This window comes from Streptomyces sp. NPDC086519, from assembly GCF_040686075.1.
GTDB classification, from domain to species: Bacteria; Actinomycetota; Actinomycetes; order Streptomycetales; family Streptomycetaceae; genus Streptomyces; species Streptomyces shenzhenensis.
The window spans coordinates 1-14,071 of record NZ_JBFBJL010000074.1 but is presented as its reverse complement, the minus strand read 5'-3'; the positions used below and the strand labels follow the sequence as shown (position 1 = coordinate 14,071).

At 73.0% G+C, this 14,071-nt stretch carries 15 protein-coding genes; 8 read left to right on the top strand and 7 right to left on the bottom strand.

Features of this window, described 5'->3' with window-relative positions; translation table 11 throughout:
• Both AB0P24_RS40885 and AB0P24_RS40880 read right to left on the bottom strand, forming a co-directional pair.
• Positions 1–357, bottom strand: a complete 357-nt coding sequence (locus AB0P24_RS40885; RefSeq protein WP_365803332.1) for an STAS domain-containing protein — start codon at positions 355–357, stop codon at positions 1–3.
• A 20-nt stretch (positions 358–377) separates the two neighbouring features.
• Positions 378–1,598 (bottom strand): PAS domain S-box protein, encoded by a 1,221-nt coding sequence (locus tag AB0P24_RS40880; RefSeq protein ID WP_365803280.1) that lies wholly within the window; start codon positions 1,596–1,598, stop codon positions 378–380.
• A 303-nt stretch (positions 1,599–1,901) separates the two neighbouring features.
• Here AB0P24_RS40880 and AB0P24_RS40875 point away from each other — a divergent pair, with 303 nt between their 5' ends.
• Complete coding sequence (locus tag AB0P24_RS40875; protein ID WP_365803278.1) at positions 1,902–2,927, top strand: 6-phosphofructokinase; 1,026 nt, start codon at positions 1,902–1,904, stop codon at positions 2,925–2,927.
• A gap of 49 nt (positions 2,928–2,976) precedes the next feature.
• Here the strand turns inward: AB0P24_RS40875 and AB0P24_RS40870 are convergent, their stop codons facing one another.
• Entirely contained in the window at positions 2,977–3,867 is an 891-nt protein-coding gene (locus AB0P24_RS40870; RefSeq protein ID WP_365803276.1) for a universal stress protein, read from the bottom strand.
• Between the two features lie 270 nt (positions 3,868–4,137).
• Between AB0P24_RS40870 and AB0P24_RS40865 the strand changes: the two genes are divergently transcribed.
• Positions 4,138–5,190, top strand: a complete 1,053-nt coding sequence (locus AB0P24_RS40865) for a class I fructose-bisphosphate aldolase (protein ID WP_365803274.1) — start codon at positions 4,138–4,140, stop codon at positions 5,188–5,190.
• Positions 5,191–5,239: 49 nt separating this feature from the next.
• Here AB0P24_RS40865 and AB0P24_RS40860 read toward each other — a convergent pair whose 3' ends face one another.
• Positions 5,240–5,701 (bottom strand): avidin/streptavidin family protein, encoded by a 462-nt coding sequence (locus tag AB0P24_RS40860; RefSeq protein ID WP_365803272.1) that lies wholly within the window; start codon positions 5,699–5,701, stop codon positions 5,240–5,242.
• Positions 5,702–6,064: 363 nt separating this feature from the next.
• Here AB0P24_RS40860 and AB0P24_RS40855 point away from each other — a divergent pair, with 363 nt between their 5' ends.
• Entirely contained in the window at positions 6,065–7,120 is a 1,056-nt protein-coding gene (locus AB0P24_RS40855; protein ID WP_365803270.1) for a YbhN family protein, read from the top strand.
• A 141-nt stretch (positions 7,121–7,261) separates the two neighbouring features.
• A complete protein-coding gene (locus tag AB0P24_RS40850) occupies positions 7,262–8,851 on the top strand; it encodes an oleate hydratase (protein ID WP_365803268.1) in 1,590 nt (529 codons plus the stop codon).
• Between the two features lie 58 nt (positions 8,852–8,909).
• Here AB0P24_RS40850 and AB0P24_RS40845 read toward each other — a convergent pair whose 3' ends face one another.
• Together AB0P24_RS40845 and AB0P24_RS40840 are read right to left on the bottom strand one after the other, a co-directional pair.
• Positions 8,910–10,058, bottom strand: coding sequence for a site-2 protease family protein (locus tag AB0P24_RS40845; RefSeq protein WP_365803266.1), 1,149 nt, complete (start codon positions 10,056–10,058; stop codon positions 8,910–8,912).
• 104 nt (positions 10,059–10,162) lie between these two features.
• Positions 10,163–10,618 (bottom strand): pyridoxamine 5'-phosphate oxidase family protein, encoded by a 456-nt coding sequence (locus AB0P24_RS40840; RefSeq protein ID WP_365803264.1) that lies wholly within the window; start codon positions 10,616–10,618, stop codon positions 10,163–10,165.
• A 296-nt stretch (positions 10,619–10,914) separates the two neighbouring features.
• On the opposite strand from AB0P24_RS40840, the gene AB0P24_RS40835 reads away from it, so the two are divergent.
• Both AB0P24_RS40835 and AB0P24_RS40830 read left to right on the top strand, forming a co-directional pair.
• Entirely contained in the window at positions 10,915–11,073 is a 159-nt protein-coding gene (locus AB0P24_RS40835) for a hypothetical protein (RefSeq protein WP_365803262.1), read from the top strand.
• Positions 11,070–11,699: a hypothetical protein gene (locus AB0P24_RS40830; RefSeq protein ID WP_365803259.1), complete on the top strand. Its 630-nt coding sequence runs from the start codon at positions 11,070–11,072 to the stop codon at positions 11,697–11,699. Before AB0P24_RS40835 ends, AB0P24_RS40830 begins: the two co-directional genes overlap by 4 nt.
• Positions 11,700–11,795: 96 nt before the next feature.
• On the opposite strand, the gene AB0P24_RS40825 is transcribed toward AB0P24_RS40830, so the two are convergent.
• Complete coding sequence (locus tag AB0P24_RS40825; RefSeq protein ID WP_365803257.1) at positions 11,796–12,461, bottom strand: CBS domain-containing protein; 666 nt, start codon at positions 12,459–12,461, stop codon at positions 11,796–11,798.
• A gap of 333 nt (positions 12,462–12,794) precedes the next feature.
• Between AB0P24_RS40825 and AB0P24_RS40820 the strand changes: the two genes are divergently transcribed.
• Entirely contained in the window at positions 12,795–13,004 is a 210-nt protein-coding gene (locus AB0P24_RS40820) for a hypothetical protein (protein ID WP_365803255.1), read from the top strand.
• 173 nt (positions 13,005–13,177) lie between these two features.
• Entirely contained in the window at positions 13,178–13,996 is an 819-nt protein-coding gene (locus tag AB0P24_RS40815) for a universal stress protein (RefSeq protein WP_365803253.1), read from the top strand.
• The last annotated feature ends 75 nt before the right edge of the window (positions 13,997–14,071 follow it).

Here is a 14,071-nt window from a genome sequence, read left to right as displayed (position 1 = left end):
TCATTCCATACCGGTGTCGCCGCGGCGCAGCCGCTCCAGCAGGGCCAGGCCCTGCTCGGCGTTGAGCGCGGTGTCCAGGTGGCCCATGGGAACGCCGAGTTCGACCAGGGTGATGGCGACGGCGGGCTGGATCCCGACCACCGCCGCCTGCGCCCCGAGCAGCCGGACCATGGCCACGATGCGGGCCAGGACCCGGGCGATGAAGGAGTCGACCATGCTCAGCCGGCTGACGTCGATGAGCATGCCGGTCGCGGCCGTACGGGAGACCTCCCGGGTGAGCTGTTCCTCGATCCTGATCACGGTGGTGTCGTCCAGGTCGCCCTGGAGCGCCACCAGCAGTGTGTCGCCGATCCGCATGACCGGCACCACGTCCTCGTTCACCGCGGCTCCCCGGACGTCAGCGCCCGCGCGGCCGTCTGTGCCGTCCCGGACCGCTCGGCCAGCACGGCGAGTGCCAGTTGCAGCGCGTCCTGGAGGGTGCCGCGGGAGCGCAGCCGGCCCATGTCGATGCCCAGGTGCACCATGGACTGAGCGGTCTCCGGGCGGACCCCGCTCATGATGCTCACCGTGCCCATCAGCGCGGCCGCCTGCACCGTCTTCAGCAGATGCTGGGCCACCTGGGTGTCGATGGTGGGTACGCCGCTGATGTCCAGGATGGCGACCTCGGCCTGGGACCGGGCGATGCTGTCGAGCAGTCCCTCGGTCAGGCGGGTGGCGCGCAGGGTGTCCAGCGTGCCGATGATCGGCAGCACCAGGATCTTGTCCCACACCTGGATCACCGGCGTGGACAGCTCCAGGATCTCGTCGCGCTGGCGCTGCAGCCGCTGCTCGGTCTCCCGGCGCTCGGTCACGTCCCGGATCGCGGCGGCGACCAGCCGGCCCTCGGCGGTCTCCAGCGGACTCAGGCTGATCTCCACGGGGAACTCGCTGCCGTCCCGCCGCAGCCCCCACAGCTCCAGACCGGCGCCCATCGGCCGCACCTGGGGGGCGGCGAGGAACCCGGTGCGGTGGCCGACATGGTTGCGGCGGAAGCGCGTCGGGACGAGCACCTCGATCTCCTGGCCGATCAGTTCGTCGCGCTCGAAGCCGAACAGCGCCTCGGCCTGCCGGTTGACCAGGACGATCCGCGCGTCCGGCCCCACGATCACCATGGCGTCCGGGGCCGACTCCAGCAGCCCGTGGAACAGCGACTCGGCCCGCGCCGACTCGGTGACGTCCCGCAGGACCTTGACGAACCCGGTCACCGAACCGTCGTCCCCGACGATCGGCGTCAGTGTGATGCGGGACAGGAATCGCTCACCGCTCTTGGTGACCCGCCAGCCCTCGAACTCGCGTCGGCCGTGCTGCCGTGCCGTTTCCAGTTCCTGCGCCAGCAGCCCGGCGTCCCGGTCCTCCGCCGTCTGTAGCACCGACACCGACCGCCCCAGGACCTCGGCCTCGGTGTAGCCGGTCAGCGCCTGAGCGCCGCGGCTCCAGCGCGCCACCTCGCCGGCCGGGCCCAGCTTGATCACGGCGTGATCGGCGAGCGCGTCCAGCATCGCCTCCAGATCGCGCAGTCTCGGCTGCGGATCCTGTTCGTCCGCCGATGATGCAGTCATCCTCAGGCCCCGCCCTTCATCTGTCAGCGATCCGCCGACCGGTCCCCATGATCGTACACGTGTTCCCGATCACCGCGCGGCTGATGTTACCCGCCGGGAACCGCCGGTCAGGCCTGCTTCCGCATGCTCCACCGTGCCTTTGCGCTGGGCTTTTGTGGTGCCCGCACGGCTCCTGGGGCCGGTCCTCGTCGCCGTACGGCCCCGGCCTGCTCCTCGCGCGAGTCGCCGACGCGAGCCCTGTCGCCCAGAATGGATCTCACGATCGACACCGCACCTCACCCAGGCACAGAGGGGGAGGGGACCATGAAGGTGGGAGTACTGACCGGCGGCGGTGACTGCCCCGGTCTCAACGCCGTGATCCGCAGCGTCGTCCGCAAGGGCGTCCAGGAGTACGGTTTCGAGTTCGCCGGCCTCCGGGACGGCTGGCTCGGCGCGCTCCGGGGCCATGTGGTGCCGCTGGGCGTCCCCGAGGTGCGGGGGATCCTGCCGCGCGGCGGAACGATCCTCGGGTCGTCCCGCACCAACCCGTTCAAGCACGAGGACGGCGTGCGCCGCATCCGGGACACCCTCGCCGCGCACGGCATCGACGCCCTGGTCGTGATCGGCGGCGAGGACACGCTGGGCGTCGCCGCCGAGCTGAGCCGCCAGGGAATCCCGATCGTCGGCGTGCCCAAGACCATCGACAACGACGTGCCCGGCACCGACTACACCTTCGGCTTCGACACGGCCGTGGGCATCGCGACCGAGGCCATCGACCGCCTGCACACCACCGCCGAGTCGCACATGCGCACCCTGGTGGTGGAGGTGATGGGGCGGCACTCCGGATGGATCGCCCTGCACGCCGGGGTCGCGGGCGGGGCCAACGTGATCCTCATCCCGGAACGGCCGTTCGACATCGATCAGGTGTGCGCCTGGGTGAAGAGCCGCTTCGAGTTCCACTACGCGCCGATCGTCGTCACCGCCGAGGGAGCCGTCCCCAAGGAGGGGCAGATGGTCCTCAAGGACCAGTCGCTGGACGAGTACGGCCATGTGCGGCTGTCCGGGATCGGCGACTGGCTGGCCCGGGAGATCTCGGAGCGCACCGGCACGGACGCCCGCACGACCGTGCTCGGCCACGTCCAGCGCGGCGGCACGCCGAGCGCCTTCGACCGGTGGCTGGCCACGCGCTTCGGGCTGCACGCCGTCGACGCGGTCAAGGACGGCGCCTTCGGGACGATGGTCGCCCTGAGCGGCACCCGGATCGTACGGGTGCCGATCCCCGACGCCGAGACGCGGACCAAGGTGGTCGATCCGTCCCTGTACGACGAGTTCGAGGTGTTCTTCGGCTGACGGCCGAGGAACCCCGGGATCGGCCCACAGGCCCGCGGGCCTGTGGGCGTCAGCCGCCGTGCGGTACGACCGCCACCGGGCAGCCGGCGTGGTGCAGTACGGCGTGCGTGACCGGTCCCAGCCGGCCCTCGCCGCCGCCCGGGCCGGCACCGCGGCCCACGACCAGCAGGCCGGCTTCGCGGGAGGAGTTCAGGAGCGCCTCCGCGGGATGCAACAGGACGACATCCGCGCGGACCGTCACCTCCGGGCATTTCCCCTGCGGGGCGCGCAGGGCGTCGGACAACCGCAGAACCTCCTGGTCCTCCCAGGTGGCACGGTCCTCCTCGGTCACGAACAGCGTCCGGGGCGACACGGCCTCGGCGGGAAAGGCCCAGGACTGCACCACCCGGAGGACCGCACCGCGCCTTCGGGCCGCTCCGAACGCGAAGTCCGCCACCTCCGCGACCGGGCGATGCGCGTCGAAACCCACCACCACCTGAGGAACGGCGCCCGCCGGACGGGTGCCGTTCCCGAAACCGCCGAGCCGCCGTCTGGGCACCACGACGACCGGGCAGCCGGCCGCGGCAGCCACCCGAAGGGCCACCGAGCCGACCGCGAGGCCGTCGAAGCCGCCCGAGCCCCGTGCCCCGACCACCAGCAGCCCGGCATCGCGCGCCAGGGACAGCAGCGCCTCGGCCGGGGCGCCGGCGCTCTGTTCGCCGCGCACCCGCAGTTCCGGGTGACGGGCACCGAGGTCGGCGAGCACGCCCTGGACGATGCGCTCGCCCACGCGGCGCAGCGTTTCCCGGGCCTGGTCGGGAACCTCACCGCCGGGCAGTGGCGGGGCGGCGTGCACGAGGTGCAGGGGAACATCGCGCAGCACCGCTTCCCGCGCCGCCCACTCGGCGGCGGCGAGACTGTGCCCGGATCCGTCGACACCCGCCAGCACGGGGTGATCCATCGTGTTCCTCCTTCGCCCGCCGGGCCCGTTCACGCGCTCCTGCACTGTTCCACCGCGGGGCGCACGGAAGTCCCGGCGGACGAGACGTTCGCCCGCACGCGGGCCGTTCGGCCCCGACGACGGACCCGACCGGCTCTGCCGGACGGTCCGCCCGCGCGGATGATGGGCAGGGAACCCGCGACACGGCCGCACGGACCGTGGCACGTCCCGTTGCCCGCAGGTGTGCGGCCGTCTCCCTCGGCATTCCGCGGGACAGGAGAGGCGGAGACCATGACCGACATCCAAGAGCTGCTGGGCGACGAGGCGAAGGACCTGCTGACCTACTCCGCCCAGGGAATCCCGCGGGACGACCTGGTCCTGCCCGGCCCGGACTTCGTCGACCGGGTGGTGTCCGGGACCGACCGCTCGCCCCGGGTGCTGCGCAACCTTCAGTCAGTCTTCGACCACGGCCGGCTGGCCGGCACCGGATACGTGTCGATCCTGCCCGTCGACCAGGGAATCGAGCACTCCGCGGCATCGGCGTTCGCCCCCAACCCCCGCTACCTCGACCCCGCGAACATCGTCGAACTCGCCATCGACGGCGGCTGCAACGCGGTGGCCAGCACACTCGGCGTGCTCGGCGCGGTGTCGCGGCGCTACGCGCACCGGATCCCCTTCATCGTCAAGCTCAACCACAACGAGCTGCTCACCTACCCGAACCACTACGACCAGATCCTGTTCGGCGACGTCCAGCAGTGCTTCGACCTCGGCGCGATCGGCGTCGGCGCCACGGTCTACTTCGGCTCGGAGCAGTCGGACCGCCAGCTGCGGGAGGCCAGCGAGGTCTTCGCCAGGGCCCATGAACTGGGCATGTTCACGGTGCTGTGGTGCTACCTGCGCAACTCCGCGTTCAAGAAGGACGGCGTGGACTACGCGGTCTCCGCCGACCTCACCGGCCAGGCCAACCACCTCGGCGTGACGATCGAGGCCGACATCGTCAAACAGAAGCAGGCCGAGAACAACGGCGGCTACCGCGCGCTGGACTTCGGCAAGACCCACCCGCTGCTGTACGACCGGCTCACCACCGACCACCCGATCGACCTCACGCGCTGGCAGGTCGCCAACTGCTACATGGGCCGCGTCGGCCTGATCAACAGCGGCGGCGCCTCGGCCGGCCAGGGGGACCTGGCCCAGGCGGTACGGACCGCGGTGATCAACAAGCGGGCCGGCGGCACCGGCCTCATCACCGGCCGGAAAGCCTTCCAGCGCCCCACCGCGGAGGGCGTCGGGCTCCTGCACGCCGTCCAGGACGTCTACCTCGACGAGAGTGTCACCGTCGCCTGACGTGGAGGCGTGGCCGGGGGCCCGGCGCCCAGTGGGCGTCCCGGACGTCTCAGACCGGCGTCACCTCGCCGATGCCGGTGCCGATACCGGCCGGGCCCGGGCGGGAGGCGGCCCCGGCATGCCGCAGACGCCGCTCGGCGTCTTCCGGGGAGGGCGGCTGCCGGGTGAAGACGTCCTGTCCGACGGCCGTGGACTCCCAGGTGTTGGCCGCGATCGCGGACACCGTGAGCAGCCAGGCGGCGCAGATCCGCTCCTCGCCGTCCTCGTGGTACTGGCCGCTCCAGCTGGTCACCGACTCGGCGTCGGTCCGCTCGTTGCGCCAGGCCACCGTCCAGCCGAGCGGCGTCCCGCGGTCCGCGGCCGCAGCCGCCTCGTAGCGCCCGACCAGCGGGTACCCGCCCACCGCGTGACCGGTCGCCGAGAAGTAGGTGCCCTGGACACCCCCGGCCGGGTCGACCGTGATCCGCATGTGCGAGCCGATCTCGTTGTACCAGTCTCCGCTGATACTCATCGTTCGTCCTTCCTCGGAGGCGACGCGGGGCGCCGCGTTCGGCACCGCGGTCAACGGGCCGGGCACGAGGTGCCTCCCGGCGTCCGGCGGCGGGTGGCGTCGTCCGCCCCCGTCCTCCTCCCAGTACAGATGTGCCACTCCCCGGCCACCAGGGCCGAAGAGACCGTCTCCGCGGCCACCTGGCCTCAGGAGTCCCGCGCGACGTCCCTGGGCCGGTGACGCTCGGCAGGCCGTACCCGGCTGCGGGCGTCGGCGCCGGGCGGCATCGTGGTCCGTGGCAGCGGGGTGACCCCGGTGCGACGGCGTACCGGTCCCGCTGCCGCGACCAGCTCCGCCTCTCGCGTCGACCCTCGAAGGGATTCCATGCCGCAGCCGGGGACCCGAGCCGGGGACACCGGACCGGCGCCGGGCGAAGCCACCCGGCCGAGCCGGATCTGGTGGCTCTGCTCGGCGCTCATCGTGGCGGGCGCGGTGGTGGCCGCCGTCTTCCGGCGGAGCGAGATCGCGCAGGCGTATCACCTGGTCGCCCGCGTACGGCCGGCCGGCCTCGGCGGCGCCGTCGCACTCGAGGTGATGTCCCTGCTGTGTTTCGCGGCCGTGCCGCGGTGGCTGCTGAGGGTGGGGGGCGTGCGGTGGAGCATGGCCAGGATGACGTGTACCACCGTGGCCGCCAACGCGATGGCGGGTGCGCTGCCGGCCGGCGCGGCCTTCTCGGCCGCCTGGCTGTTGCGCCGCCTGTCCCGCCGCGGTGCGGGCGGGGTGCTCGCCGCCGCCGTCCTGGTGACCGCGGGCGCGGCGTCGGCGGCGGGCCTCTTCCTCGTCTTCGCCCTCGGCGTGGCGGTGGCCGGCCGGGCCGGTCCCGGCGCCTTGGTACGCCCCGTCGTGGACGCGCTGCTGCCTGTTCTCCTCGCCGCGCTCGTGCTCCTCGCTCTGTCCCGCTACGGCGGCTTCCGCCGCCTGCTGCGCCGGGTCTGGGCGGGCGCCGGCCGGCGGTTCCCGCGGGTACGCCGCGCGGAGTCGGACTTCGCCGGAGTGCTGCGCCAGGCCCGCGCCGCACAGCCCCGGCCGCTGCCCTGGCTGTGGCCGCTCTGGTACGCCTTCCTGAACTGGATGTTCGATGCGGCCGCCCTGGCCGCCGGGATGTCGGCCCTGGGCATCGAGGTGCCCTGGCGGGGACTGCTTCTCTCCTACGCCCTCACCCAGCTGGCCGGCAGCCTGCACCTGACACCGGGGAACCTGGGCATCGCCGAAGCGACGCTGTCGGCCCTGCTCGTCGTCTGCGGACTGCCCACCGCACAGGCGATCGCCGCGACGTTCCTCTACCGCATCATCAGCTACTGGGCGCTGCAACCCGTCGGCTGGACCTGCTGGGTCGGCCTCGCCCTCGAAGAGGCACACGCGGCGCGCGGCGGTCTGTGACGTCCTGTCCCCGGGCCGGGGACCGTCGGCGGGCGAACAGGGACATCCGGCCCCTGCGCGCGCGGACGCCCCGCGAGTTGACTGACGACCCCGATACGAGCCGGCCGCCGTCGCGCGCGGGCGGCAGAACGGAGGGACGTCATGACCGACGCTCCGCAGCAGTCCCGGGCCTACCTCGTCGGCGGCGGCATCGCCTCGCTGGCGGCCGCCGCCTTCCTGGTCCGCGACGGCGGCCTCGCCGGACACAACATCCACATCCTGGAGGAGCTCCCGGTGGCCGGCGGCTCCATGGACGGCCGGGGCGGACCCGACGGCTACGTCAGCCGGGGCGGCCGCATGCTGGAGGACGAGGCGTACACCTGCCTGTGGAACCTTCTGGAGACCATCCCCACCCTCACCGACGAGACCGTGTCCGTGCGCGAGGAGATCCGCGCGTTCAGCGCCCGGTGGCCCACCGACGCCAGGGCCCGGCTGATCGGCAAGGGCGCCGAGATCCTGGACGCCTCCGACTACGGCCTCGACACCCGCGACCGCATGGAGCTGACCCGGCTGCTCGTGCTCCCCGAACCGGTGATCGGGGCCCGCCGGATCGACGAGTTCTTCTCCCCGCACTTCTTCGCGACCAACTTCTGGGCGATGTGGCGCACCACCTTCGCCTTCCAGAACTGGCACAGCGCCATCGAGCTCCGGCGCTACTTCCTGCGGTTCATGCAGGAGTTCCCCCGCATGCACACCCTGTCGGGCGTGCGCCGGACCCGGCTCAACCAGTACGACTCGATCATCCGCCCCCTGCAGACCTGGCTCACCGAACTCGGCGTGCGCTTCGAGTACGGCGTGCGGGTCACCGACGTCGACCTCACCACCGGCACGGACGGCACCCGGCGGGTGCGCCGCCTCCGCCTCGACCGCGCCGGGCAGTCCGACACGATCGACCTCAGGACCACCGACTACGCCTTCCTCACCCTCGGCTCCATGACCGCCGACGCGGCGTACGGCGACGACGACACCGCGCCCGAGCTGATCCGCGACAAGCGCGACGGCGGCTGGCGGCTGTGGGAGACCCTGGCCGCCAAGGCCGACGACTTCGGGCGCCCCGCCGTCTTCCACGGCAACGTCGACGAGGCCAAGTGGGAGTCCTTCACCCTCACCCTGCGCAGCCCGCTCCTGCTGCACCGCATCGAGGAGCTGTCCGGCAACCTTCCGGGCACCGGAGGGCTGATGACGTTCAAGCACTCCGCCTGGCTGATGTCCGTCGTCGTCCCGCACGCCCCGCACTTCGAGGGCCAGCCGGAGGACGTCCGCACCCTGTGGGGGTACGGCCTTCTCGTCGACCGCGACGGCGACTTCGTCGGCAAACCGATGGCACAGGCCACCGGCCGGGAGATCCTCACCGAACTCCTCGGCCACCTCGGCATGTCCGACATCGAGGAACAGGTCGCGGCCACCACGACCGTGATCCCGGTGATGCTGCCCTACATCACCAGCCAGTTCGCCCCGCGCACCCCGCACGACCGCCCCCTGGTCATTCCGCGCGGCGCGGCGAACTTCGCCTTCCTCGGCCAGTTCACGGAGATACCGGAGGACGTCGTCTTCACCGTCGAGTACTCCGTGCGCGGCGCCATGCACGCCGTCTACGGCCTGCTCGGCCTCGACCGCGAGATCCCCGGCATCCACCACGCCCTCGCCGACCCGAGGACGGCGTTCGGTGTGCTGAAGGCGGCCCTGGCCTGAGCCCCGGTCCGGGACCGCACCGGTCCGGCTTCCCGGCACCGAGGCCGGACCGGTGCGCTCACGGCTGCCGCGGCCCCGGCCGGCCGGACCCGGTCGGCCAGGCCAGGGCTCGGGCGATGTCGGACAGGGCGAGGATGCCGGCGGGACGGCCGTCCGTGAGGACCAGGGCGCGGCGGACCGGGCTCGCCTCCAAGCGGGCGAGCACGTCCAGTACCGGCTCCTCGGGGGTGGCGACGACGCACTCGGACAGGGGGAGCATCGCCTCGCGGACCGTGGTCCTCGCCCGCTCCTGGGGCGGTGTGGAGTCCAGGCGCCGGATCGTCAGCAGCCCGATCACCGTTCCGTCCGCCGCCGTGACGGGGAATGTGGAATGCCGGTAGTGGCCGAAGGGTCCCTCGGCCAGGAAACCGGCGAGCGTCGCGTCGGCCGGCACGGTGACCGGGCCGCCGGTCATGACACGGCTCACCGGGACTCCGTCCAGGACCCCCCGGATCTCCGCCTGCCGGGCCTCGGACGTGGCGGCGGCGACGAGGAACCAGCCGAGCAGGGCGGCCCACAGCCCGGAGAGGTCACCGCGCAGGAGAACCGCGGCGAACCCGGTGACCACCATGAACCAGCCCAGCGCCCGGCCCGCCGCCGACGCGCCCCGCGTGGCCCGCAGCCGGTCACCGGTGCGCTGCCACAGGTACGCCCGCAGCAGCCGGCCGCCGTCGAGCGGGGCGGCGGGCAGCGAGTTGAAGACGGCCAGTACGACGTTGATCGCGGCGAGCGAGGCGACCGCCTCCACCAGCAGCGCCGAGGTGTGCAGGGCTTCCAGCCCCACGGCCGCGCCGGCCAGCAGGCCGCCGGCCAGCAGGCTGGTGAGCGGACCCACACCGGCGATACGGAATTCGGCGGCCGGCGTGGGAGCCTCACCGCTCAGCCGGGCGGCGCCGCCGAGCATCCACAGGGTGATGCCCTCGACCGGCACGCCGTTGCGGCGGGCGACCACCGCGTGCGCCAGCTCGTGCGCCAGCAGGGAGGCGAGGAAGACCACCGCGGTCAACAGCCCCAGCGCCCAGTACAGCAGGGCGGAATGGCCGGGATGGGCGGCGGGGAAGCGGCCCTGTGCGAGCGCGAGGGTCACCAGGACGACGATGACCAGCACGCTCCAGTGGAGGCCGACGCGCACCCCCGCGATCCGGCCGAGTGACAGTGTCTCTTCCATCGGCTCGCCTCGCTCGTCTCTCACGGACTCACGGCCCTGTGCACACGGCTGCGGTGCCCGGGTCTGCGGGGCACCGGTCGCGGTCGCAGCGCACGAGTGACCGCTCAGCCGTCGTCGCCGACGACGGCGATGCCGGTCACCAGGTCCGGGTGGATGCGCACCGCGTGTTCCATGGTCCGGTCCAGCCAGGGACGCAGCAGCGACTCGTAGCGGGCGAGTTCGCGCGGGTCGGTCACCAGGTGCGCGAAGCCGGTGACCACCACGCTCCAGCCCAGGTGGGTGTCCGGATCGATGACGTCGGCCTCGTAGGCGACCACCACCCCGGTGCCGTCGGCCTGCCGGGTGCGGGAGGTCAGGGCGGCCCCCTCGTGGGTACGGATGACGATGTCGCCGTCGACCAGCACGTGGTTGACCGGCCGGACGGTGGGCAGGGCCTGCCGGGTGAAGACGATCCGCCCCAGCGACACCGTGCCCAGCAGTCGCAGCGCCTCCGAGCTGTCGAGCTCGACGCTCCGGCGCGCACCTGTGAGACGGGCGGGTGCGCTGTCGTCGTTGACCATGGCGGGGTTCCGTCGGTGAGTCGTCCCCCGGCGCGGCGGACGTGCCTCGTCGAGGTGAAGAAGTCGGGTGTACGGAGCGACACCGCGGGGGATCGGCGCCGCTCCTGACTCAACTCTCTTCCCGGACGTGCTCCGGCGCAGGTGCCGTTGGTCCCGCGACGGGGGCCGATCGGCCCTTATGCACGGGGAGAGGAAATCCGGACCGCTGCCCGGGGCCGCTCGGCCCATGCCCCGGCGCGGCCGGGTGACTGAGGCTGAAGGTGCCGAAGTACGGCATCTGACCGCTGGAGGCCGCCATGACCGGCACCTCGTCCGTGGTGGACGACGTGATGACCCGCGAAGTCGTCGCCCCGCGCCGCGACGCGGCGTTCAACGGCGTGGTCGAGGCCGAGGCCATGCGGCGGTTGCTGATGAACACCCCGGCCGTCTCCGCGCGGGGAGGTGCCGAGTCATGAACCGCGACAGCTCCCGGAAGCAGGCAGGCGCCGGCAGCCGCCGGAGGCGGGGCAGGTCGTGGTGGTGGCGATGGCGGCGCAATCCGCTGCGGCGGCACAGCGACGTCGTGGAGGCCTGGATCGTGCTCGCCGTCTGGGCCGTAGCCCTTCTCGGCGGAGCGCTCTCCGGCTGGGCCGTGGCCCAGACCGTCGATCACGCGTTCGCCGAACGGCGGGCCGATACCCGTTCGGTGTCCGCCGTGCTGACCGAGGACGCGGCGGAGGGCTCGCCCGTCACGGCCGGTTACGACGTCGGCAAGACATGGGTCGCGGTCCGGTGGACGGCCGCGGACGGCACCGTGCGCACCGGCCGGGCCAAGGCCGTCCCCACGGCCGCCGCCGGCAGCCATGTCCAGGTCTGGGTGAACCGTGGCGAGCAGCTGGTCAGCGCTCCGCCGAGCAAGGCGGAGTCGACCTTCGAGACGGTCGCGACCGGTGTGCTCGTCTGGCAGCTGACCGTGACCGCGGTCTACGGCGGCGGCTGGCTGGTCCGCCGGCGGCTGCTCGGGCGCCGTCTCGCCGAATGGGACGACGAGTGGCGGCGAGTCGGCCCCCAGTGGCGCAACTTCAGCGGCGGCAAGGGCTGACCCGCGCACAAGGGCTGCCTGCCGGACACCGGTCTGGGCGGGTACGCACCGGGCTCCGGTCCCGCACACCTCGCGGGACCGGAGCCCGGCGCCGTCTCAGCCGGCGTCGCTGCGGACGGGGACGGGGCACAGATGGCAGCGCACGTCCACCACGCCCTCCACGGCGCGTGCCAGACGCTCGGCGACCGGCACCAGATCCGTGCCGTCGACCCATCCGGTGAGGGTGACCACCCCCTCGGTGACCTCGACCTGGATGTGGTCGGCCGACAGGGGGAACAGCCGCTCGACGACCTCCCGGCGAACCTCCTCGGTGAGTTCCTCGTCCTCGCGGAGGAACACCTTGAGCAGGTCCGCGCGGCTGACGACGCCCTGGAGCAGGCCCACGCCGTCGACGACCGGCAGCCGCTTGACCCGGCGCCGCGCCATGATGCGGGCGGCCTCGGCCAAGGTGGCGTCGGCGTGCACGGTCACGGCGGGCGTGCTCATCAGATCCTTCGCGGTCAGGCCGCCGGCCTTGGCCAGGTCGGCCGACCGCTCCCGCTGTACGAACCGGTCCGGATCACGGTCCCGGAACTCCTCCTTGGGCAGCAGATCGGCCTCGGACACGACACCGATCACCCTGCCCTCGCCCTCCAGCACGGGAAGGGCGCTGATCTTCCACTGGTCCAGCAGCGCGACGACGTCCTTGAACGGGACGTCACGGCCGACGGCCACGGCGGCGCGGGTCATCACGTCGCCGACGGTGTGCGGACTGCCGTGCATGGTTGCCTCCTCGGGGTCTTCCCGTCCCAGCGTGGGCCCGGTACGGACCGGGGCCAAGGGCCGCCCAGACCATCCCGAAGGGACTCTTCGGCCCCATGGCGGCCCGCCCGTACCCCCGCACGCCGGAGAGACCCGCGGCCCAGCTCGTCGGCCGGCGGCGCGGGCCTCGGCCCTGCGGACGACCGGCGGGAGGCGGGAAGGAGGTGGGCCGGTCGGCCCCCCGGGTCAGGACGGTCCGCACCGTCGGCCGGACCGCTCGGCTCAAGCGCCCCCGGGGCCGGCGGAGTTGGCTGTAAGGGAGGGGAACGACCCCGACAAGGGAGGGCGAGAACAGTGGGCACGAGCCTCACAACGGAGTTCTGGGAGCGCTTCTCGGTCCTGCTGGTGCTGGCGCTGGCCATGACGGCGATCCTCACCGCGGTCTTCACCGCGCTGTTCGACGCGTTCACCGCCCGGCTGCGCGGCCGGCGGCCGCACCGCACCACGTCACGGATCCCGCGTCCGCGCGTGCCGCACGACCGGCCGACCCCCGTCCACCACTGAACCGGATGAACCGGACCCGAAGGGCCCGGTTCCTGGCGGGCCCTGTGCCCCCGCGCTGCCAGGGGGGCACCGGCGGGCCGGTCGGTCCGGGTGAGGCCCTGACGGCCTCTGCCCGCCGACGGCTCGCCGCATGAGGCTGGCAGCAGGAGAAACCCTTACGAGGAGGTGTCGTCATGGTGCCCTGCCTGGTCGCCGGAGTCGACGGGTCCGAACAGAGTCTGGCCGCCGCCGCGTGGGCGGGCCGTGAGGCCCTGCGGCGTGATCTGCCGCTGCGTCTGGTGCACGTCTGGGACTGGCATCCACGCCGGCAGGACGGCGCGGTCGCCGCCGCCGCGGGGCGCCACCTGGCCCGGCGGACGCTGCGGCAGGCCGAGGAGTGGGTGCGTGCCGGCTGCCCGGACATCCGGCTCCAGGACGAGCTGGTGGAGGGGCCGGTCGTCTCGGCTCTGGTCAAGGAGGCCGAGCAGGCGGAGCTGCTGGTGCTGGGCTCGCGCGGGCTGAGCGGCTTCACCGGCTTCCTGGTCGGCTCGGTCGCGCTGGGCGTGGTCGCCGAGGCCACCCGTCCCGTCGTCCTGATCCGTGCGGACGAGGACGCGGCGGACGAACACCTTACGGCGGCCGACGGCAGCGCCTCGACCCGCACGGGCTACCGGGACGTCGTCCTCGCCGTCGACGTGGCCGACGCCTGCGACGAGACCATCGAGTTCGCCTTCGAGGCGGCCCGGCTCCGGCACGCCCGGCTGCGCGCGGTGCACGCCTGGCACCGGCCCGGCCCGCTCAGTCTCGGCGCCGGTGAGATCGGCCTGGTGGACGACCCACGGCAGGCCGAGGAGTGGCTGGGCTTCCTCAGGGCCGTGCTGCGGGTGTGGCGCGACAAGTACCCCGACGTGGAGGTGCTGGAGACGGTGGCCGAGGACAAGGCCTCGACGGTACTGGTCCGGGCCGCGGCCGAGGCGGGCCTGCTCGTCGTCGGCGACAGCTCCTTCTCGTAATCGGCCTGGAGCTTCTTCGCGAAACCCGCTCCGGTTTCGCGGCCGGTGATGAGTTTCTGCAGTTCCGGCTTGATG